Below are 19,537 nucleotides of genomic sequence, written 5' to 3' on the forward strand. Positions count from 1 at the left end.
GGCGGTCTTCTCGCTTCCTCCGGATCAAGCAGATCCAGTATCAGCGTGTCCACCACTCAGGGGGAGGCCCCCTCGGCCGCTGACCTGGTGAAACGCCGCAGCAGCTTCCTTGAGGTGGCCGATGCTGTCATCGCGCCACAGCGCGTACGCCTCCGGCAGACCTCGGTGGCTGGCGTTGTTGTTGTCAGCCCTGCAGAGCGACGGAACTGTGTGACCGCGCTCGAAGCTCCGCAGCACCGTCAGTGCTCCGTTTTGCTCGTTGTACATGGTGACAGGCGACTGGTTGCCCGCAACCCGTGGCGGAAGGTGCTCCTCGGTCATCGGCCCGTGGTCGCCGCAGTGCCGGCACCAGTCGAAAATCGTCACCGGATGAGGCTACTTGGACTCGGCTGTAGAGCGTGGCCTCGCCGATCAGGTGGCACCGCCGACTGCGACTCGGGAGCCCAGCGGCCAGCCGGTGGCCATCGAATCTGCTGCCGGGCGCGAAGCCCGAGATCCCACAACTGGACCGATTCCGCAGGTTCGCCGGGGGCAGACAGGAAGATCGGCGAAAGGACTGGTGGACGGGCGAGAGGGATGTCAACGTGGACACCTTCCCGAAAATGTCCAGGTCAGAGAGGTATATGCCCATGACCGTCGATGCTGCGAGGCCAGGCTTCTCCACCACCGTCGCCGATCTGAGGCTGCGGACGTGGCTGCTCGGCCCGGGACAGCCGGTGGACGTCATCGACCTGTTCACCGATGCCGACTTCAAGGTCGTCGTCGACGACCGCGCTGATGTCCACATCAACTCCCGGGACGGGCGGCTCTACCTCGGCTGGTTTCCCGATGGCCGGCCCGGCACCGACGGAGAGGGCTGGAAGCTCGCCGTCACCGGCACTGCGGACGTGCCCGGCTACTGCGTCTCCTTCCGCAAGGAGACCCCCGCCGCCGTTGTCGCCGCCGCCGTCGGCAGCGTGCTGGCTACGTCCGTCCCCGCGGCCCCTTGCTGACCTGGGGCCCTGTTCCGCACGATATTCCAGGAGCTGCTCTTGTCCTCCACCCTCACCGCTCGGGACCTCATCGACCGGCTGTCCACGGTCGACCCCGACACCCCGGTGTGCCTCGCCATCAACCCCCTCTTCCCGTTCCGGCATGGCATCGGCAACGTGATCGCCGTGCAGGACGCGCTCGGCCGTACGACGGTCTACGTGACGGAGAACGGGGATCAGCAGGGCCCCGTCCCGCCGGAGGTCACCGTCGCCGCAGGCTGGCACGAGCCGACTGAAGCACCCCGCCGCTCGCGCACCGGCATCGCCGCGCAGTAGCCCCACCCCCATCGCCTGGAGGCGCCCCTGAACCCGAACCGCCCCTTCCGCTCCTCCCGCCCGGCCTACTGGGTGCGCCCGCGCCACCTGGCCGGAGACGACGACGAACTCGCCGACCGAGTGGCCGATGCTCTGGCAAGCGCCGGCTGGTCGACCTGGACGACGGCCCGCTCCACCCTGCTGCACCTCAGCCCCCGCGGACTCGCCGGGGCCGAGTGGGTGCGCGGCTCCCACGACTTCCTCCTCGGCGACCTCCAGGTCGCCTGGCACGTCTCGGCTCGCCAGCACCCGGCCAGCGCCGTGATGGAGTGGACCGCCTGCTTCACCACCGGTACACCTCCCGAAGCCATCGCCGACTTCCTCCTCGCCGTCGAGGCGCGCACCGACCCGGCCGTCAACTACGACGGCCGCGAGCGCGTCCTCGACGCGCTGTGCGCGCAAGGCTGGGCCCGGGACATCGACACCCCCGACACCCGGGCCTGGGACCCCGGCATGTCCGCGGGCTTCGCCTGGGCCGAACTGCCGGAACTGGTTCGCGACGGCGACCCGCGCCCTGGTCTGCCCGGCTGGCAGGCGTGGGCCGAGCCGGTGATCGGAGATCCATACCAGTGGACCGCGGTCTTCAGCGCCAGCGCCCCGCACGACCTCGTCGCGGCCTTCGCGACATCGCTCGCCTCGCCCGCCCCGGTGTGGCGCCGCAACCCACCGGAGAGCGCCGCCGGCCGACTCTTCACCACCCCGGCAACCTGACCGGGCCCCGCGACGCAGATCGCGCATCCCCAAGGAGGCTCTCGTGCCACGTCGTCTTCCTCGTCTCACCGCCCACCACCCGGACGGCACCCTCTGCCCGACCACCGGGCCGACGCGACACCTGGTGTCCACGAGCGGCGTGCCCCGCACACCGCAGTGCACCGGTCGTGCTCGATGGCACGCTGTCTGCGCGTGCGGGTGGACTCACACCGCCACGGCGAAGGTGATCACTGACGGCGAGCGCCGTCGCCACAACTGCGGCTGAGATTCCTGACGGAAACGAAGACGGCCCCTGGGCTCCGAATGCGGAGCTTGGGTTCAAGGGGTCGTCTTCGTTTCGGCTCGATCAGCCTCGAGCCTTGTCGACCGCACGGGTCAGATGCGTGTCGACCAGGGCGGGGGACCCGGACAGGACGACGAGGACGGAACCGGAGCGCACGGCGGTCTGCTTCATCACGGTGTCGCGCCCGCCCGCGGTGAAGGTCAGCAGCTGGCTCCAGGCTTCGTCGCCGAGAGCGGGAGCGGGCAGCTTCTGGGTCGCGACGGCGATCGGGGCGTCGCCCACGACGACCTGGTACAGCGGGCATCCAGTCATGGCCTCGAACACGGTCCTGGTGTTCGGGCCCAGCTTGCCGACGGTGTCGCTGTAGAGCTCCTCGGCCACCTCGGAGCCCGAGCCACGTGCGTAGGAGAACGTGACCTCCGCGCTGTTGGGGAAGTCCAGCTCTCCGCCGGCGGCGCCGTTCCCGCCGAGCTTCTCCAGCGCCGGGCAGCCGATCACGGTGACATCGTCACGGTCGCTGTTGTCGGACTTCGCTCTGCGGGTATAGCCCTCGCCGAGGTCGGACTCGTCGAGCAGCCGCGCAGCGAGAGCCGCCGACGTGAGCGGGACCCCGGCAGGTTCCGCGGTGGGAGTCGGACTCCCTGTGGCGGCCGGTGCTGAGTCGGAGGGAGTGGATGTGGAGCTGTCGTTCCCGCAGCCCGTAACGGCGAGGGTGACGAGGGCGGTGAGAGACAGAGCAGCGGAGGCACGACGGTGCACGGTGGATCCTTCGGTGGTCGGGGGTCTGACGGCGCCGGGCCCGAAGCGGGCTCTCCTCCGGCGGGATCGTACGGGCGTGGGTTAGTGGCCGAGGTCCCGCAGGCCGTCGTCGTAGGTGTCGTGCCGCTGGGTGACCGGCCCGCTGTGCCGGTCGTACCAGGCGGTGTCGAGGCCGGGTTCGTGCTGCTCGTGGCCGGCAGGGCAGCGCAGCCACACCTCGTCACGGAGGCTGATCACGACCCAGCCGCGGTAGGACCCGCACGTCCCGCAGGCCCGCACGTCACCGTCGACGACCACGGGGTTGGGGTGCGTCATCAGGAGCCCCTCCACCTCCTGGCGCACTACAGCGGGTGCGTTGAGTGGGGGGTCGACGTGCGTCATGCTCACGTTCTCCGCCCACTTCCACGCTCCTCGCTGCTGACGATCCACACGCCTGCGTCCGAACATGTCTCCCCCTCCTACGGCGTTCGTCGGACGGCGATAGTGCCGCGCAGTGCCAGGCTGCTTCAACTCTTGGATATGCCAATGTCATGTCCGTGCGGCGTTCCTTGCTTGCTGCTCGCTGTGGTGGAGGGCTGACCATCTACCGGCGCCGACGGTCGCGCCGTTCCCTGTCCGGAGCCGTTCCTTTGAACGGCGTCGTGCCCAGCCGGGCAGCGCCTGGCATGCCGGTCGCGTCGGCGGGGAGCCCTGCAGTGCGGCGCAGGCGCCAGACGAGGACATCGCTGACCGACTCGGCTGTGCCCAGCTCGCGGCGGTCGGCAGCGTCGGCGAGCAGGGCACCGGGGTCATGGCCCGCCGCCTCGGCCTCGGCGAGCGTGGCCGCCAGGGCGTACCAGGCCTCCTCGGTGAGGACGTGCTCGGCAAGGTGGGGGACCGCCTCGCGCAGGACAGCGGTCTGCCGTAGGAGCAGGGGACGGGAGAGACGTCGGCCTCGCTGATGGAGCACGGCGAGAGGGTGGCCAGCGGCGGCCCGGTAGGCGGAGCGAAGGTGCTCGGCGGCCTGCTGGGCGGCTTCGGCCTGCTGCGCGTGGCCCTTCCTTACGTGCCAGTGCGCAGCGGCGGTGACCAGGAAGAACAGCATGTCGATCGCCATGGCTGTGCTCGCGCCGTCTTCGCCGCGTCCGAGGGCCGGCCCGCCTCGAACGAGATCGCGGGCGGCCTGGCGCAGGGCGCGATCGTGGCCTCGTACGGCGCGGATGTGTGAGCGGGAAGCACGCTCGAATGCCCGGGACGCTTCTTGCAGTTCGCGGCGCGTGTGGGCGGCGGACGTCTTCGCGAGGGCGTCGAGGACTTCGCCGGCCGCGGCGATGTGTGCGGCGGCGATGCCGTCCTCGCCATGCTCGACGACCAGGACGGCCTGCCAGGCGACGGTCGCCGTGTCCCGCCGGGCCGTGGCCGGGGCAGCAGGTACCGGACGCAGCGGTTGGACCGAGCCTCCGTCCTGGGCGGCGGTGTCCGCGGACCAGCGCTCACGGATGCGGGGCAGGGAGAGGTCGGGGGCGAGGCGGGCGCCGGGGTAGTACACGGGCTCGCCGTCCTTGTTGCGGTCGTCAGGCAGCGCGACCTTGTAGCCCAGGAGGTCACCGGAAGGGGCCACGCGTGTCTTCACCAGGAGGCCGGCGGCGGCAAGGCGGCCGAAGAACTCGTCTTCGCTGACCGCGCCGGCCACGGCTCGTCGTACGGTCTCCCGCAGCTCCTCGCGGGCAGTACGCTCGCGGCCTTGGCGCATGGCCTTGTGCCGCTCGGCGCTGGTGGGACGCTGGGCGGCCGTGCCGTCACCTGGCTTGAGCCGGCGCAGCCCGAGTTCCTGTTCCAGGAGACGGGCCTCGGCCTGGACGCGGACGGCGTCGCGGTCGAGGTCGGGCCGGTAGCCGTCCTCGCGGGCGAGGGTGGCGAGGATGTGGATGTGGTCGTCGGCGTGCCGGACGGCGACCCAACGGCAGCCCGCGCCCTTGTCGGGGTCGTCGATGCCGGCGGCGGCGACCATGCGCCGGGCGATGTCGCCCCACTCCTCGTCGGAAAGGATCCGGTCGGTGGGGCCGTTGCGGACGGACAGGTGCCACACGTGCGGTCGTGCCCGCTGGGCCTCGGTGAGGAGGGCGAGGGGCTGGTCGAGGAGCTGCTGGAGTTCCTTGTACGTGGACTCGCCGTCGCGGCCGGGGTCAGGAGCGGCGTGGTCCCAGGAGGCCACGAGGTGCGGGTCGACGTGTTCCTCGGCCTTGCCAGGTCCGTACAGGTAGTAGAGCAGGCCGATGGTGCGCTTCCCGCGCTTGTGGATCTTCGGGACCATGTTCCTAGCGGCTTTCGAGGAGCTTGTCGGCGGCGGCCTGGACGCGCTCGGTCGCCCGGCGGACGGCGTTGAGCACCGCGTCGAGCTGAGCGTCCGCCGGGCGGTCGCCAAGGTTGATGGCCCTTGCGATCTGGTTGACGTTGTTGCCGACCTGCCCGAGGTGCCGGCGGGCCGCGAAGACTTCCGCTATCAGCTCGCGCTCGCCTGCGATCGACGCGGCGGCGGACTCCGGGTTGCGGGCGGCGGCGAGGCCGGCACGGGCGAGGAAGGCGGGAAGGCTCGTACGAGCGGCAGCGGCGGCGTCGGCGAGCTGCTGCTTCTCGACGTCGTTGAGACGGACGCTGCATACGTAGGCGCGCTTGTCAGGGGTGGTCTTGGGCGAGCGCTTGCGCGAAGTGGTCTTCGTGGCACGGCGCTTGCGGCGAGGCTCGAGCTTCTCCGGCTGCGATCCGCCCTCGGGCGCCGCCCTATGGTCCAGCACCCCCCGGTGCTGGACCACCCCCGCCCCCTGCGGGGCGGGCATGGCCAAGACGCGCTTCCCCGACGGGGAAGAGTGTCTTGGCCGATAACTTGCTTCGTCTGGTGACGGGTTGGTCCTCGGCTGGCTGACCGAGGGGAGGGGTGGTTCCTGCGAGTCGGGCATGATCTCCGCGTTCTAGAGTCGGGGAGGAAGCGGGATCGCTCCGGACAGAATCCGGAGCGGTGGGGGTCACGCGCAGTCCTGCCGGCGCGGGACTACCCGCATTCGAGGCACCGGGCGACGTGCCCGGACAGGTCCCGTGCCATGCGGTGCTTGCTGCTCTTGGCCAGCCCCGCGCTGCCTCTGGTGGTCGAGCGAGCAGCGTGGTTGAGCAGGTAGGTGGTCTCTTGCTCGTACTTGGCCCGGATACGGGCGAACTTCGGGCATGTGTTCATCGGTTGCTCCTAGCAGCTGCGGGCTGTGGTGTCCTCAGGCGGGCCAGAATTGGGGTCAGCCGCTCGTTTCGGATCGGGATCTCGTGTTCGCGCATGATTCCCCGGAGCTGTACGCGGGTGACCGCTTCGTTGCCGTCTCGCGCCAGGGCGTCCGGGACGTGAGGCCGGATCAGGTCGACGATCTCGTCGTCGGTCAGCTTGGGGCGTCGCCCTCCTGGTCCCGGCGACGCCCCCTGGCTGCCCCCGGTCCCGGTCCCGTCCCCGGTCCCCGTCGCGGTCTCGGCGTCGGTCCCGGTCTTGGCCTCGGTGTCGTCCCCGGTCCCGGTCCCGTCCCCGGTCCCGGTCCCGTCCCCGGTCCCGGTCCCGGTCCCGGCATCGGTGTCGGTCCCGTCCCCGGTCCCGTCCCCGGTCCCGGTCCCGGTCCCGGCATCGGTGTCGGTCCCGTCCCCGGTCCCCGTCGCGGTCTCGGCATCGGTGTCGTCCCCGGTCCCGGTCTCGGCGTCGGTCCCGGTCCCGGTCCCGGTCTCGGCATCGGTGTCGTCCCCGGTCCCGGTCCCGGTCTCGGTGTCGGTCCCGGCGTCGGTCCCGGTCCCGGTCCCGGTCCCGGAGTCGGAGTCGGCGTCTGCGTCGGTCCCCGTCCCGGAGTCGGTGTCGGTGTCGGTCCCTGCCCCGGTCCCGTTCCTGGTCTCCGAGGCTGCCCCGCCATTGCCGCTGTCCGGCGGGGCGACGAGTTGGTGGATCTGCCGCATGAGGACTCCGAAGGCCAGTAGGGCAGCGGTCGGCGGGACGGCGGCGACGATGTAGTCGAGCACCGGGATCGCCCCAGTGCTGCTACCGCGGACGCCGGCCACATTCAGCGCGATGGAGCCCACCGACCCGGTGACCGTGAGGCCGATGGCCCACCAGTCCGTGACCCGTCTCAGCCCTGCCCGCAGCATGAGCAACTCGCCGGTCACGATGAAGGCATCCACCGTCCCGGGCCACGCCCACTGCCGAGCACGGGCGCTGCCCAGTCCGTGCTGGCCGGCGACTTCGGCCAGGTGAGCGTAGGACAGCCAGAAGGATGCGATCGTCAGGGCCAGGATGACGGCGCCTGCGGCGATCAGGACGTACCGCTCAGCCGCCCTCTGCGCGGGGCGGCTGGCCGGGTCGTGAGGGTGAGTCATGCTGCCTTTCGGAAGGTGTCGAGGATGACGGGGGCGTGGACGTGCCGGTCCACCGGGACCACTTCGTCGCTGGGACGACTGTCGCCGGGGCTGTCCGCGTCCTGGTCACTGGTCAGGGGCGGTTCCGCCGCGCTCGACTCGTCTCCCTGTGCGTCGGTGGCCGGGGCGGGGTCAACGTGCACGTTGTGCCGGTCGCGGTCCTCGATGGCGCGGGCTTCCTCGCTCATCACGTCGCGGGCCCACTCGACCGTGACGCCCAGGACGTGGGCCAGGCGGGGCGTGCTCCAGCCCCGGGCGCAGGCATACCGAACGACCGCCTTGCGCTCCAGGCTGCTGAGGTGGACATCCCGCCCGTTGATCGCGGCGCGCACCCGGGCGTAGTCGAGGCGGTTGTCCAGCTTCTTGCGCCAGGCGGCGCGTTCCTTGAGGGTCAGGCCGCCCCACATGCCGTGCTCGACCTTGTTCTCGAGCGAGAAGTTGAGGCAGTCCCGCTGCACGGGGCAGGTCGCGCAGACCTGCTTGGCCTGCTGGCGGTCGCGGAAGTTGCGGGGGCCGTGGAAGAACAGCCGGTCGGCTTCCTTGGGATTGATCCCGTAGCAGGCGGCGCGGGAGTGCCAGCTGTGGTCGGCGATCGAGCGGATGGTCGGCTGCGGACCGGTGTTGGTGGTGATGTAGCGCATCAGGGTGTCTTTCGGGTACGCCTCGGACTCCCTCGACGCCGCGTGGCGGCGGAGGGGCAGGGGTGAGGCGGGGGGATTGGCCCGGCTGCGGCGGCGGGCCGAGAAGAGGAGGCGCGTGTCAGCGCTGGAAGCGGCGGTCGGGGCCGGTGAAGCGGACCGGGGTGCACATGCCGGACATGCGGCTCAGCACGCGGTCGCCTACCAGGTCGCGCAGGACCGGCTGGCTGGGCGAGTCGGCCAGGTCGCGGACCGGCGGTAGGTTCGTGGTGAAGATCGTCGGCAGCTGGTTCTGGCAGCGCCAGTTCACCAGCCGGAAGAGGACCTCCTCGGTCCACGCCGAGGTCTTCGCCGCGCCGACGTCGTCCAGGAGCAGCAGCGGCACCCGGACGATCCGACGGAGCTGGTGCTCCAGGTCCACGCCGGCCTGCGGACGAGTGTCGCCGAACAGGTCGGCGGCGGTGGTCGCGTGCCAGGACACCCCGCACCCGGAGGCGGTCAGGGCCCGGATCGCGGCGTACGCCTGGTGCGTCTTGCCGGTCCCGAGGTTCCCCCAGAGCAGCAGCGACGGCCCGTGCATGATCCGCCGTCGTCCGGATGCGCCGTACTGCGGGTTCAGCCCGCCGGCCGACGGGGCGACCGCGCTCTCGGAGACCTTCCGCACCCAGGCGGCGACATCGGGGTGTTCCACCAAGGCGTCGCGGTAGTCGATCGGGATCCGCAGCTGCGCGGCCTCCAGGGCCGGGATCGGCTCCGGCGTGTCCGGCAGCGCGGCGGCGGGGTTGATGCCGCGCTCGGCGAGCCTGGCCTCCAGGCGGGCTCGCAGGCGCTCAGGCACGGGCGGCTGCGGGTCATCGAGCTGGTAGCGGGTCACAGTCTGCCTCCGAATCCGCTCGGCTCGGCAGTCGGATCGAGGTAAGGCACGTAGCCGGAGGTGGCCCAAGGCCCCGCGCCGGAGGCGCCGACGGCGGCCGGAGACGGTGAAGCGTTCAGCATCTCGTTGACCAGGCTCGGCAGCACACTCCCGTGCAGACCCTTCAGCCTCAGCTGTCCCAGGGCACTCCGGATCACCTCCGGGTCGAAGCCCTCCTCCAGCAGCCCCTTCACCTGCCGACCCACGAGCCCCACGACATCCTTCGGAGGGCGGTGCGCGGACTCCCGTACGTACTCGGCCACCAGAGCCTTCACCGAGCCACCCGCCGGACCGGTACGCGGCGCGGGGGCCTCGCCCCCCTTAGGGAAAGATCCAGGATCCAAGATCCTAGATCCAGACGCCGCACCCTCGCGATCCTTCGCCGAATCGTCGCCGAACCGCTTGTGACCTGCGGATTCGCTGGACTTCCCAGACGCGGCTCGGGCAGGCAGCTCATCGCTGCTCAGCCGCACCGGCCCACCGCTCACGACCTCCTCCGACACGGTGGACGTCGGCGTGGAAGCGGCCGAATCCGGTGTATCGAGGCTTCGACGAGGATGCGTCGAGGCGGCCAGGGCGGCGTCAGGAAGGCGGGGGAGCGCGGTGTGGGTGCGCTCGGCCGTCGGGCACGAGCCTGTCGTGCAGGCACCGCACTTCTGGTGGCCCTGGTGGACCAGGCACCGCGGGCGCCGGGAGGCGGAGGGACGGTCGATCTTCTGGTGCTTCTCCCACGTCACCACGTGGAGGTAGGCGTTCCCGTCACAGCCGTTGTAGCGGCAGATCAGGCCGGCCTCGGCGAGCTGCTCCAGGTCAATGGCCACGTTCGCCGGCGTGTGGTCCGCGCGCAGCGCCCAGAGGCGTCCCGCGATGATCGCGGGATGGTCGCGGAAGCGGCCGGAGTCGTCGGCCTGGGTGAGCAGGCCGAAGAAGGTGACCATCGCGGTGACGCTGACCGCGGCCAGGTCCTCGCTTTCGAACGCCTCGGGCTTGATCGTCCGGATACGGGCCATCAGGCAGCACCCCCGCGAGCGGGGTTGCGAAGGGGGGCCGATGCCGCGCGGGCCGAAGGATTCGGCCTTTTGCGCTGGGCAGCAGACATGCGACACTCTCCTGTGCAGTGAAGCCGCACCGGTGGTCCCGTGAGAAGGATCGGTGCGGATGAAGGTGATCTCCGCCCTTGCCTGGGCGGGAGCATCGTGAGCGTCCGGCGTCTGAGAGTTGCCTCTCTCAGACGCCGTCGCTGTTTCTACCGTTTATCCGGCGCGATGGCTGCGCGTATTCGTCATGTCCCCTCCTCCATTCCCCCCTGGGCCGGGCGGGTTGCCCAGCGAGCGACGACGAACATACGAGGACGTTGCCGAAAGGTCTAGACATAGCTCTACAACCCCGTACAAGTTCCTGTGAGGCCCGTCCGGCTGCGGTTGGCGCCGGAGAAGGCGCAGGATCCGCGGCCGTGCTGTCGGCAACGACTGGGTATCGGAGTCGACGGCGCGTTGCGCACGTGGCGACGACAACGCAACATGCATGGAAGGTCCTCCCCGGGGCTGGCACCATGAAAGGGCGTGGCCCGGCCACCAGGTGCGATACGGAAACTTACGTCAGTTTCCCAGATGCATCAAGCCTGGATTACAGTAGGCCCAGAAGCCGCCCCACCGGCCGGTTCGCGACCCTGCAGGAGTTCACTTTGCCCCCTCGTCAGTTCGACGGCAGACGCCTCCGTGCTGCCCGGCGGGCCAAGGAGCTCAGCCAGAAGGAAGTGGGCGCGGCGGTGGGCGTCAAGGCGCCGGCCGTCTCGCGGTGGGAGGACAACCAGGAATTCCCAAAGGGCGAGAAGCTCCCTGCGCTTGCGGCAGCTGTCGGCCAGCCGCTCGACGTCCTCTTCCCTAACGACGGTCCAGCCGACCTCCAGCTGCTTCGCTGCGACGCCGGCCTCAGCGTCACGCAGGCTGCCGAGGTCATCAAGGCGAGCCGCGTCCCGGTGAGCAACGCCGAAGGCGGCAGGCGCAGGCTCAACGAGGCGTACGTCAAGCCGCTCGCTGAGGCGTATGGGGTGACCGAGGAGGAGCTGCGCGCGGCCCAGGACGTCAGTTTCGGGCTTCGCCCGGAGGGCTCGCACGACATCCCGGCGGCGCCCCGCACGGTCGGGGAAAAGATCAACTATCTCGTGCAACACGGCTACGTCGGCCAGGAAGCGCCCTCCGACGAGGAGATCGCGCGTCTCGTCAACGAGCACGCAGGCGGGACGGCTGTCACGACCGACGACATCGGCGCCCTTCGTGCGGGCACGGCAACCGAGGCTTCCGAGGCCGTGCGTGCTGGACTGGCCCACGCCCTCCAGGTCGACGCCGGCCTCTTCCAGGACGACGCCGAGCTCAACCCCGATGCCCGTGGGTTCATGGAGGCGCTGCAGTTTCTCGGCTCGATTCACCACGGGCAGATTCTCGGTCTGGCCGCCCGCGGCAACGGCCTCGGTCTGTCCGCCGAGATGATGGCCAAGGTCAACGAACTCGTCGGAGAGCTGAAGCACAAGCTGCCTGAGGTTCCGGACGGGGAATGAGCCCGCCCTGGCGCCGAGCCTCGCGCGGCGTCTCGTCCCGGGCTGCGCTGCCAACGCGAAGGGACTCCGGTGCCACCCCCTACAGGGGTGGCACCGGAGTCCCTTAGCCATTCGGGGGCATGGCAGGCCCGTGATACGTAGGCGGCCCGGATTAGGACGAGGCGAGGTCCACGCCGAGCAGCTCGGAAAGGGTGGCCACCGTCTGGGTGGGGTCCTCGTTGTGGACACCCGTGATGCCGAGCTTCTCTGCTGCCTGGGTGTAGGCGAGGGTGTCGTCGACGAAGACGCACTCCTCGGCCGGCAGATCCATGAGCTTGAGCGTGATCTCGAAGAGCTCGGGGTCAGGCTTGCGGAGCAGGTGCTGCTCGGAGATCACCACGACGTCGTACAGCCGCTCAAGCTCGTAGCCGTCGTACAGGTCCCACGGCGTCAAGCCCACAGAGTTGGACAGGATGCCCACCTTGATCCCGGCCCGCCTCGCCGCGGCAGCCGCGTTGATGATCAGCGGCTCGGGACGAAGGTCGTCGAAGATGCGGCCCATCAGGCCGTCGGCCGGCACGCCCAGCATCTTGCCAGCGAAGTCGTTCCACTCCGTCTGGGAGACCGTTCCGCGCTCAAGGTCGCTGGTGATCCGGACACCCTCGTCGTCCTTATACAGCGCCGTGAGGCAGGCGCCCTGCGGCAGGCCCTCGCGCCGCTCGAACGCAAGCACTGCGGGTAGCAGCGGAGTGGTGAGAACGCCTCCGAAATCGAGGATGAGGCCCGTGCGGCGGTTGGACATGCGAGAACTCCAGGTTGCTGAGATTTCGGACGCCCATCCGGACCGGATAGGGTCACGGCCCGGCTACGTGTGGCGACGGGAGTAAGAGTGCGTCGCAGGCCGGGGTGCATTTGCGGGATGGAGGCAAGACCTTCCTGTCCGCATCAACCACGGTACCAGCCGTGTTAACGGGGGCGTGGGTGCGGAATCTCACCCGCCGGGGGCGCGAATCGACGATGCCCTGCCCTGTCGCGCGTCGCCCACGCAGAGTGAGAAGCCAGAGAAGCGCCTGTGGATTATGGATTTGGTTCCGCAGTGACCGACCGCTGGAGAAGATCCCGTGCTTGTTCCGCGGTGACGTGCGAATAGGCCGTGCTGACTCGCGCGAGCCACGCTGCCTCGCTGTCGGTGTCAACGAAAGGCTTTTCTCTCAGCGGAGCACCCGCGTGTGTATTCGCCGGAACCGACTCGGCAGCCTGCAGAGCAGCCTTGATCCAGTAAGCCTCTGCTGCCGGCTCGGGGGCTGGATGTGCGGCGGTAGCGTCCTCGGCGGCGAACATCAAGTCGCGCGGTGCGTAATAGCGCAGCTTCTCGCAGGCGTCAGCAATATCCTGCGTCCACCGGTCCAGGCGGACATCGATGGGAACCCGGACGTGCCTGAGTTCTGATAGGCGGCGACCAGGAGGGTAAAGACTTGTCCCCGGGAAAGCCTGCACCAGGTCAAACCAGAGTGGATAGATCTTGTACAGGGTGCGCCACGTTTTCCACCGTGCCACTACCGCCCGGCTTGTCGGAATGCTCGCGCCCGTGGCGACAATCAGGAAGAGGAGGTTCATCCACATCGACGTAGCGTCAACGAGCAGCCGCATCGTGGAAGGGCTCAGCGGGAACGCGACATCAGCCCACAGGATCGTGATGCGCGCAGTTGTGTGGATCAGCCCCATCCACATAGCCACGCCCATCAAGCCCAGCCCGATCCGCATGCTGGTGCACTCGGCCTGCCGCGCTGCTCTCGTCCACTGATATCCGCACACAGCCGTCGTGACGAGCGGGAAGAAGTAGAACACGGTCATGTAGACCGCGACGCCCCATTGCCCGGCGTGATCGATCAGGAAGCTGTCGCTCGGCTTGTCGCGCTCCACGACGGTGAAGAAGAGCACCGTAAGTAGTGTGACGCCCACTGCCCCCGCCCTGTAGGAGGCCCGCGCGATCCAGCGGGAGACGGCTACGTGCCGCGGTACCACCACCTGCGAGGTCTTCCCGTAGCTGGTGGCGACGTAAGTGAGGGCTGCGATGATCGCCGCAGTGCTGGCAAAGTGCCTGAGCAGCGCGCTCAGGTCCACGACCGGAATACGGTCCACCGCATCCATCGCCGCCGGCGTATAGAGCCACAGCGCCACGGCGAATCCCGCGTAGCCGCCCCACAGGGCTCGCCGGTGAGCGTCTCCGTATCGCACCGCAGGGAATCGCCACACGGCGATGATGGTCATCACTGCCGCAGTCAGGTATTTGAAGGAGTCGAACACGGAACCAGGGGGTCTGCAGGGCGAGTCTCTGGGCCGATCAGGTCGGCTCTTCTCCTCGTCCTTGGTTTCCGACAGGTGGACGGTGTTGTCTTGTGACATGCCGGAGGTCGGCGGGGTCGGGAGCTCGCTCGCGGCTAATACCGACGTCGTGGTGGAGCGACCGGGTGGGCGAGCGAATGCTCCAGGAGGCTCACCATGTCATCACCCGTGACCGACTGCCTCCGCGCCAATCGCTTTATCAAAGAGGCCGAGAGCTCGGCTTGTTTCTCCTGGGGGCTGTTGAAATCCACGCGCCCCTGGACCAGCGACCCCGGGAAACGGCGGAGGACTTCCTCGCGAATCCGCTCAGGGACATACTGCTCGACCTGCTCATCCGTCAGGGACGTGCCATGGTCCAGCCATTCATGTGAGAGCTCGTGAAGGATGATGTGCTCGGTCTGATTGCGACTTGAGCGGCGCCGGTAAAGGATCAGAGTGAAACCCGGTGCCTTGACTCGAAGACCGCAAGCCGTACCCAGGCCGCCATCCGGATCGTCCAAGGGTACGAGTCGAATCTGACGCCCCCGCGCCTCCTCCATGTTTCGAACCAGCGCCTCAACGCTGAATGGGGAGGGGATGGGGAGATCAGCGAGTAGCCTCTCGCATTCCCGCACGAGAGCGCGTCGCGAGGGGTCCCTGCGCCAAGCCGAAAGCCTTTTGTACTCCCTCACGAGGGCGCTTCGCCAAAAGTCCCTACGCCAACGCATGGTTGCTCCATAGATGCCACTGAGGTGATTACTGCCAGCCTCGTCCCGCTTACTTCTACGCGAGGCGCTAGTAGCCAGGAGCCTGTGGGAGGTAGACGGTGGTCAGCCGACGTACGCGGTCTTCCCTAATCGTACAAGCTGGTAGGCGTGATCTTGTGGGGGCGGCATGTTGTGAAAGTCACCAAAGCGCCAGGGTCTCACAATCTGGAATTCCAAGATCGAATTTCAGTGGCGTGCGCCACAATAGATCTTTGACTCGTTCAAGACGAGACCCCTCCACCTGGACTTGCCTGAGGCTGTTCGTGCTTCGCATGGACGGACACCACTACAGAGGGCTGATGCATCGGAGGTGTCCAGCAGCGCTTGGGCGAGTTCCGTCCTACTCATGCCCGTGGCCTCCTGGAGGCGCTGCTGCAGCGGAATGGGGGGGGATCTGCCGCGAGACCGGTGAACCACCGTCCGGGCCGGCCTCCGCGAAGATGTCCGGTTGTGCTCACCCTTCGGTTCATGCTGCGCGGCGGGCCGGCCGCACTGGTCGGCCCCCGGCGTGCCGGAGCGAGGGCCGCCCCGGCACGATCCTCAGCCTGCATCCCCTTCGCGTACCGGCCGCAGCAGAAATCTGTGGATCTCCGCCATGCCCGGCGCGTAACCGTCGGAGGTGTCCACCAACAGGTTCGGGGCGTCCAGGCTGATGGGGACGAACTGGTCGGGGTCGTAGACACCGGCCTCCATGTCGGCGAGCAGCGCTTTGTCACCGTGGGCGGCCCGGTGGCTGTCGCTGCGGGCACGGTCGGTGATGCGCCGGGCGATGGTGGAGGCGGGGGTGGTGCACCGGATGATCCGCAGGTCCGCGATTGCCGTGAGCGGCTCCAGCCCGGGGCGCCAGAGGCGGTCCTGGAAGGCGGCTTCGGCAACGACTGTTGTGCCGGCCCGTAGAAGGACGGTGATCGTCGCGAAGAACGCCTCCAGGGCCGGCATGTTGAGTGGATCATCGCCGTCGGCGTCGTGACCGGGATGGTTCATGACCATGCCCTGCTTGATCTCGTCACGCAGGATCGCGGGGCAGCCCAGGTGCCGGGCAAGTTCCCGGGCGAGGGTGGTCTTGCCTGTCGCCGGAGGCCCGCTGACCACGGCCAGGATCGGGCGTCGGATGGGCATGGGTGGACTCCCGGGTGGTGGTGGAGGAGGCTGGCCTAGAGCCTAAGTTCCAGGGTGCTGCTTACGGAGCCGGACGGCCATGAAGCCAGGCTGGCGGGTCAGTTTCTCGTGGTCGGCCGGGTGAAGGCGGGCCATCGAGGGAGCTGGCTGGTGTTCGACGAGACGGTCGAGGGCGAGGCCAGCGGCGGTGAACTCGTCGAGCCAGGCCTGGAGGGGCTGGTGCCAGTAGCGGTGGATCATCCCGTTCGACCAACGCTCCTCGATGAAGCCGCTGTCGAAGTAGCTGCCGCCGCGGGCGAGCCAGTCCGCCGTGGGGTGACTGGTCGAGACGACGATCTGCCCGCCGGGCCGCAGGATACGGGCGAGTTCCCGCAGCGTGCTGACCCGGTCGGGGAGGTAGTGCAGGACCAGGGCGAGCAGGACGATGTCGAAGCTCTCATTGTCCGCCCAGCTGAGGGGATCGGCCAGGTCGTGCCGGCGGACCTGCGCGAGGGAGCCGAGGCGCTCACCGGTGAGGCGGACCATGTCGGCGCTCTGATCGATACCGAAAGGCCGGGCCCCGCGCGCGGCGAGCTCGGACAGGTAGAGGCCGGGGCCGCAGCCGGCGTCCAGGATGTCGAGGCCGTTCACGTCCCCGATGAGGCCCAGGACGGTGGGGCGGTCGTAGCGGGCGTTGTAGGCGCTGACGGCGGCTTCGCGGGCGAAGCTCTCGGCGAAGCCGTCGTAGGGCGCGTCACCGGGCTGCATGCGTCACCGCCGGTCGGAGCCCGAGGGCCCCGCCGTTCGGCCGGGCGGGCGCGGCCGGGGTAAGGGGGAGAAGCAGGTTGAGGAGGTCGCGGTCCGGGGAGCGGCGGTCGGTGAAGGCGGCGTGGAGTTGGCGGACCGCGTGTTCGTACACGTGGGGCGGGACGTCCAGGCCGTGGGCGATGAGGGTGTCGAGGCGCTGGTCGAAGCGGCGGAACCAGTCCCGGTACGCCTCAGCGCGGCCGGTGGCCACCGGCCACCGGCCGTATAGGAGGGTGCGCGCCCGTGTGAACGGGGTGGGGGTGGACTGGTAGGCGGTGTGGACGGCGCCGGGCACAGGGACTTGGTGGTAGACGCTGGTGATGGTGTCCAGGCGGGCGAAGCGGTGGCCAGCCGCGCGGAGGGCGAGGAGGAAGTCCCAGTCCTCGCAGTGGTGCAGCGTCTCGTCGAACCGGACGGGGCTGCCGGCGGGGTTGCGGGTGACGACGGCACCGGTGTGGATGGTGTTGGCGACGGAGAGGAAGCCCGGGTCGAACGGGTAGTCCTTGCACGGCAGGTGGGCGCGGTCGCGCGGGAGGTCCTCGATCCAGGTGGGGCTGACGAGGGCCTGGCCGTAGACGGTGTCGGCCCGGCGGGTACGCAGCGCGTCGGCTGCGGCCTGAAGGTGGTGCGGCAGCAAGACGTCATCGTCGTCGAGGAGGGCGATGTGGTCGCCCTGCGCAGCGGCGATGGCGCGGTTGCGGGCGTGGGAGACGCCGAACGGGGTGTCGGATTCGAGGAGGCGGACGGGCATCTCGTGCTGCCAGCGGTCGATGACCTGCTCTACGGTGTGGCCGCCGTCGCGGACGACGATGACCTCGAAGCGGCGGTAGGTCTGGCGGGCGACGCTGCGCAGGGCGCGGTGGAGCGGCCCGGGGCGGTCGCGGGTCGGGATGATCACGCTGATCACAGGGTGCTCCGTACGGACTGGCCGAGCTGGCAGCGGACGCGGGATTCGGTGAGGGCTCTAGCGGGCTGGTCCCCCGTGCCCAGGTGGTCGGCAGCGGCACCGGGGATGGCGGAGAGCCGGTAGAACTCCGCGCGGGAGCGCGCGTCCGCCGTGCTCGTGGAGACCTGGACCTGCCATCGTTCGCGGCCGTCGCGGTCGACGATCAGAGCGCGGCCGGCCTGGGCGTCGCTGATGAGGATGGTGCCGTCGGCCAGGCGCTCGCAGCCCCCGGCCATCTCGCAGAACAGACCGGGCTCGTACTGCCAGACGACGGACCGGGCGACGGGTTCGATCTCCAGGACCCGGGAGCGGCCGGCGCGGCGGCCGTTGTCGAAGACCAGGATGGTGCCGTCGGGCTGGGCAGAGGGCTGGTGCTGCCCGGACAGCTCACCGGGCCCCCACCACCAGCGCACGGAGCGGGCGCGCAGGTCGAGGACGGCGATGAGGTCGAGGTTGCGCATCGAGACCAGGACGTCGCCGGCCGCCCACAGGCCGGCCGGGTGGGCGGGGAGGATCTCGAGGGAGTTGGTGTGCAGGATGTCGCTGGGCGAGCCGGGCCGGGAGCGCAGCAGGCGGGAGATGTCGCGGCCGCGCCGCCAGCCGTTCGCGCCTTCAAGCCGCGGGGCGAGGACGGCTGCGTCCGCGGTCCGGCCGGCCTCGCGGTGCCGGTCGATCGCGCCGTTGATCAGCGCGGCCAGGGCCGGGTCGGTGGTCAGGCTCTCGTACACGGAGTGCGCGTCGCGCAGCTGGCCGTCGGGCCCCAAGACGGTGATGGAGTTGTCGAGCAGGACGAGCGAGCCGCCGGTGCAGGGCAAGGGGCGGGGCTCTTCGGTCAGGACGTAGATCTCGCCGTGGGGGCCGAGGGCGAGGTCGTGGTGGGCGGGGAGGTCGGCGCGCCAGGTGAGGGTGGAGTCCGGGGCGAGCTTGAGCAGAGCGTGCAGCGGCACGACCGCGAACAGGGATCCGTCCGGGCCGACTTCGACGTGGTTCCAGCCGCGGAGGTAGGACGGCGGGCTGGTCTCGATGTCGGGCTGGCCGATCGGGCTGGACCAGGCGTGGACGATCTGGGCGCGGTCGTCGATGACGGCCGCGAACGGGCGGGGGTAGGAGGCGGAGGGCGAGAACACGAACAGGTCGTTGCCGAGGGACATGGGTGTGGGTCTCCTTCGGAGCGGCCCCCGGGACGGGGCTCGGGGCGGCGGCTGGGTCAGGACGGCAGGGGCGCGGCGAACTCGCGGCGGACGGCGTCGGCGAGCTGCTCGGCGACTCGGTCGGCGATGCGCTCGCCGAGATCCGGGCCAGCGTGGGCGGCGGTGTAGACGATGCCGGTGCTCGTGGTGGTGTCGGCCGGCTGCGGGTACAGGTGGTAGCTGATCCGGCGGGGCTGCTCAGTGCCGCCGTCGGCGGGCAGCCGGTCGGGGCGGACGGCGTGTGGGCTGATGTGCATGACGAGGCTGGACTCGACCATCCCGGCGTGGTGGTCGTCCGCGCGGGCGGTCCCGGTCTCCTTGGCGAGGGCGTTGCGGAAGTCCTCGCCCACGACGTCCCACCAGTTCACGATCATCACCCGTGCGCCGGGGACGTGTTCGGTCAGGCGGCGGGCGGCCTCGCACAGGAAGGCGATGTTGTCGATGGCCGAGTTGAGCAGGATCAGGCGCCGGTAGCCGTGGCGGGCCAGGGCGGTGAGGATGTCGGTGACCACGGCGGTGAAGGTGGCGCCGGTGATGTTGATCACGCCGGGGAAGGTGCCGCCGAGGCGCTGGCCGGGCGTGGCCACGCCGTAGCCGAGGGTCGGGGCCACGTGCCCGTCGACCGCGGCGGCGAGGCGGCGGGCGAAGTGGTCGCTGATCATGGTGTCGGAGCCGAGCGGGAGGTGCGGGCCGTGCGGTTCCAGGCCGCCGACGGGGATGATGGCGTGGGTGTCGGGGCCCGGGTTCAAGTCGGGCCAGGTCATGTCGCCGATGAGCACGAGAGCTCTCCCTTCCGGGAGCGGGA

At 69.7% G+C, this 19,537-nt stretch carries 22 protein-coding genes; 4 read left to right on the forward strand and 18 right to left on the reverse strand.

Features of this window, described 5'->3' with window-relative positions; translation table 11 throughout:
• Positions 1–24 precede the first annotated feature (24 nt).
• Positions 25–366 carry a hypothetical protein gene (locus ACGFZF_RS14440; RefSeq protein ID WP_392625661.1) on the reverse strand — a complete coding sequence of 114 codons (342 nt, stop codon included), beginning with the start codon at positions 364–366 and terminating at the stop codon, positions 25–27.
• A gap of 263 nt (positions 367–629) precedes the next feature.
• Between ACGFZF_RS14440 and ACGFZF_RS14445 the strand changes: the two genes are divergently transcribed.
• From ACGFZF_RS14445 to ACGFZF_RS14455, 3 genes are all read left to right on the forward strand, one after another.
• Positions 630–992, forward strand: coding sequence for a DUF317 domain-containing protein (locus ACGFZF_RS14445; RefSeq protein WP_121827801.1), 363 nt, complete (start codon positions 630–632; stop codon positions 990–992).
• A gap of 39 nt (positions 993–1,031) precedes the next feature.
• On the forward strand, positions 1,032–1,307 hold the full coding sequence (locus ACGFZF_RS14450) for a hypothetical protein (RefSeq protein WP_392582269.1): 276 nt from the start codon (positions 1,032–1,034) through the stop codon (positions 1,305–1,307).
• 72 nt (positions 1,308–1,379) lie between these two features.
• Positions 1,380–2,057 carry a DUF317 domain-containing protein gene (locus ACGFZF_RS14455; RefSeq protein WP_386067269.1) on the forward strand — a complete coding sequence of 226 codons (678 nt, stop codon included), beginning with the start codon at positions 1,380–1,382 and terminating at the stop codon, positions 2,055–2,057.
• A 346-nt stretch (positions 2,058–2,403) separates the two neighbouring features.
• Here the strand turns inward: ACGFZF_RS14455 and ACGFZF_RS14460 are convergent, their stop codons facing one another.
• The 9 genes from ACGFZF_RS14460 to ACGFZF_RS14500 all read right to left on the reverse strand — a co-directional run bounded on the left by ACGFZF_RS14460 (position 2,404) and on the right by ACGFZF_RS14500 (position 10,169).
• Positions 2,404–3,099, reverse strand: a complete 696-nt coding sequence (locus ACGFZF_RS14460; protein WP_392582268.1) for a hypothetical protein — start codon at positions 3,097–3,099, stop codon at positions 2,404–2,406.
• Between the two features lie 81 nt (positions 3,100–3,180).
• Positions 3,181–3,480: a hypothetical protein gene (locus ACGFZF_RS14465; RefSeq protein WP_392582267.1), complete on the reverse strand. Its 300-nt coding sequence runs from the start codon at positions 3,478–3,480 to the stop codon at positions 3,181–3,183.
• A gap of 202 nt (positions 3,481–3,682) precedes the next feature.
• A complete protein-coding gene (locus ACGFZF_RS14470) occupies positions 3,683–5,392 on the reverse strand; it encodes a mobilization protein (RefSeq protein ID WP_392582266.1) in 1,710 nt (569 codons plus the stop codon).
• A 4-nt stretch (positions 5,393–5,396) separates the two neighbouring features.
• Positions 5,397–5,915 carry a plasmid mobilization protein gene (locus ACGFZF_RS14475; protein ID WP_392582339.1) on the reverse strand — a complete coding sequence of 173 codons (519 nt, stop codon included), beginning with the start codon at positions 5,913–5,915 and terminating at the stop codon, positions 5,397–5,399.
• A 212-nt stretch (positions 5,916–6,127) separates the two neighbouring features.
• Positions 6,128–6,307, reverse strand: a complete 180-nt coding sequence (locus ACGFZF_RS14480; RefSeq protein ID WP_041662999.1) for a hypothetical protein — start codon at positions 6,305–6,307, stop codon at positions 6,128–6,130.
• Positions 6,304–7,473: a DUF2637 domain-containing protein gene (locus ACGFZF_RS14485; RefSeq protein WP_393554027.1), complete on the reverse strand. Its 1,170-nt coding sequence runs from the start codon at positions 7,471–7,473 to the stop codon at positions 6,304–6,306. Before ACGFZF_RS14485 ends, ACGFZF_RS14480 begins: the two co-directional genes overlap by 4 nt.
• Positions 7,470–8,153 carry a WhiB family transcriptional regulator gene (locus tag ACGFZF_RS14490; protein ID WP_392582264.1) on the reverse strand — a complete coding sequence of 228 codons (684 nt, stop codon included), beginning with the start codon at positions 8,151–8,153 and terminating at the stop codon, positions 7,470–7,472. The genes ACGFZF_RS14485 and ACGFZF_RS14490 overlap by 4 nt, the downstream gene beginning before the upstream one ends.
• 118 nt (positions 8,154–8,271) lie before the next feature.
• On the reverse strand, positions 8,272–9,024 hold the full coding sequence (locus ACGFZF_RS14495) for an ATP-binding protein (RefSeq protein WP_392582263.1): 753 nt from the start codon (positions 9,022–9,024) through the stop codon (positions 8,272–8,274).
• Positions 9,021–10,169: a hypothetical protein gene (locus ACGFZF_RS14500; protein ID WP_392582262.1), complete on the reverse strand. Its 1,149-nt coding sequence runs from the start codon at positions 10,167–10,169 to the stop codon at positions 9,021–9,023. Before ACGFZF_RS14500 ends, ACGFZF_RS14495 begins: the two co-directional genes overlap by 4 nt.
• A gap of 578 nt (positions 10,170–10,747) precedes the next feature.
• Between ACGFZF_RS14500 and ACGFZF_RS14505 the strand changes: the two genes are divergently transcribed.
• On the forward strand, positions 10,748–11,620 hold the full coding sequence (locus tag ACGFZF_RS14505) for a helix-turn-helix domain-containing protein (protein WP_392582261.1): 873 nt from the start codon (positions 10,748–10,750) through the stop codon (positions 11,618–11,620).
• A gap of 151 nt (positions 11,621–11,771) precedes the next feature.
• On the opposite strand, the gene ACGFZF_RS14510 is transcribed toward ACGFZF_RS14505, so the two are convergent.
• From ACGFZF_RS14510 to ACGFZF_RS14545, 8 genes are all read right to left on the reverse strand, one after another.
• On the reverse strand, positions 11,772–12,401 hold the full coding sequence (locus ACGFZF_RS14510) for an HAD-IA family hydrolase (RefSeq protein ID WP_392582260.1): 630 nt from the start codon (positions 12,399–12,401) through the stop codon (positions 11,772–11,774).
• Positions 12,402–12,676: 275 nt separating this feature from the next.
• On the reverse strand, positions 12,677–13,906 hold the full coding sequence (locus tag ACGFZF_RS14515; protein ID WP_392582259.1) for an MAB_1171c family putative transporter: 1,230 nt from the start codon (positions 13,904–13,906) through the stop codon (positions 12,677–12,679).
• 134 nt (positions 13,907–14,040) lie between these two features.
• Positions 14,041–14,445 carry a hypothetical protein gene (locus ACGFZF_RS14520; protein ID WP_392582258.1) on the reverse strand — a complete coding sequence of 135 codons (405 nt, stop codon included), beginning with the start codon at positions 14,443–14,445 and terminating at the stop codon, positions 14,041–14,043.
• 786 nt (positions 14,446–15,231) lie between these two features.
• The gene (locus ACGFZF_RS14525; RefSeq protein ID WP_392582257.1) at positions 15,232–15,810 is read right to left on the reverse strand and encodes an AAA family ATPase; all 579 of its coding nucleotides are present in this window, start codon (positions 15,808–15,810) and stop codon (positions 15,232–15,234) included.
• A gap of 42 nt (positions 15,811–15,852) precedes the next feature.
• Positions 15,853–16,557 (reverse strand): class I SAM-dependent methyltransferase, encoded by a 705-nt coding sequence (locus ACGFZF_RS14530; RefSeq protein WP_392582256.1) that lies wholly within the window; start codon positions 16,555–16,557, stop codon positions 15,853–15,855.
• Entirely contained in the window at positions 16,544–17,503 is a 960-nt protein-coding gene (locus ACGFZF_RS14535; protein ID WP_392582255.1) for a glycosyltransferase family 2 protein, read from the reverse strand. The genes ACGFZF_RS14530 and ACGFZF_RS14535 overlap by 14 nt, the downstream gene beginning before the upstream one ends.
• Positions 17,500–18,693, reverse strand: coding sequence for an arylsulfotransferase family protein (locus tag ACGFZF_RS14540; RefSeq protein ID WP_392582254.1), 1,194 nt, complete (start codon positions 18,691–18,693; stop codon positions 17,500–17,502). The genes ACGFZF_RS14535 and ACGFZF_RS14540 overlap by 4 nt, the downstream gene beginning before the upstream one ends.
• 56 nt (positions 18,694–18,749) lie before the next feature.
• A complete protein-coding gene (locus ACGFZF_RS14545; protein ID WP_392582253.1) occupies positions 18,750–19,511 on the reverse strand; it encodes a creatininase family protein in 762 nt (253 codons plus the stop codon).
• Positions 19,512–19,537: the final 26 nt, after the last annotated feature.

Origin of the sequence: Streptomyces sp. NPDC048338 (genome assembly GCF_043201055.1) — a bacterium.
Taxonomy (GTDB): Bacteria; Actinomycetota; Actinomycetes; order Streptomycetales; family Streptomycetaceae; genus Streptomyces.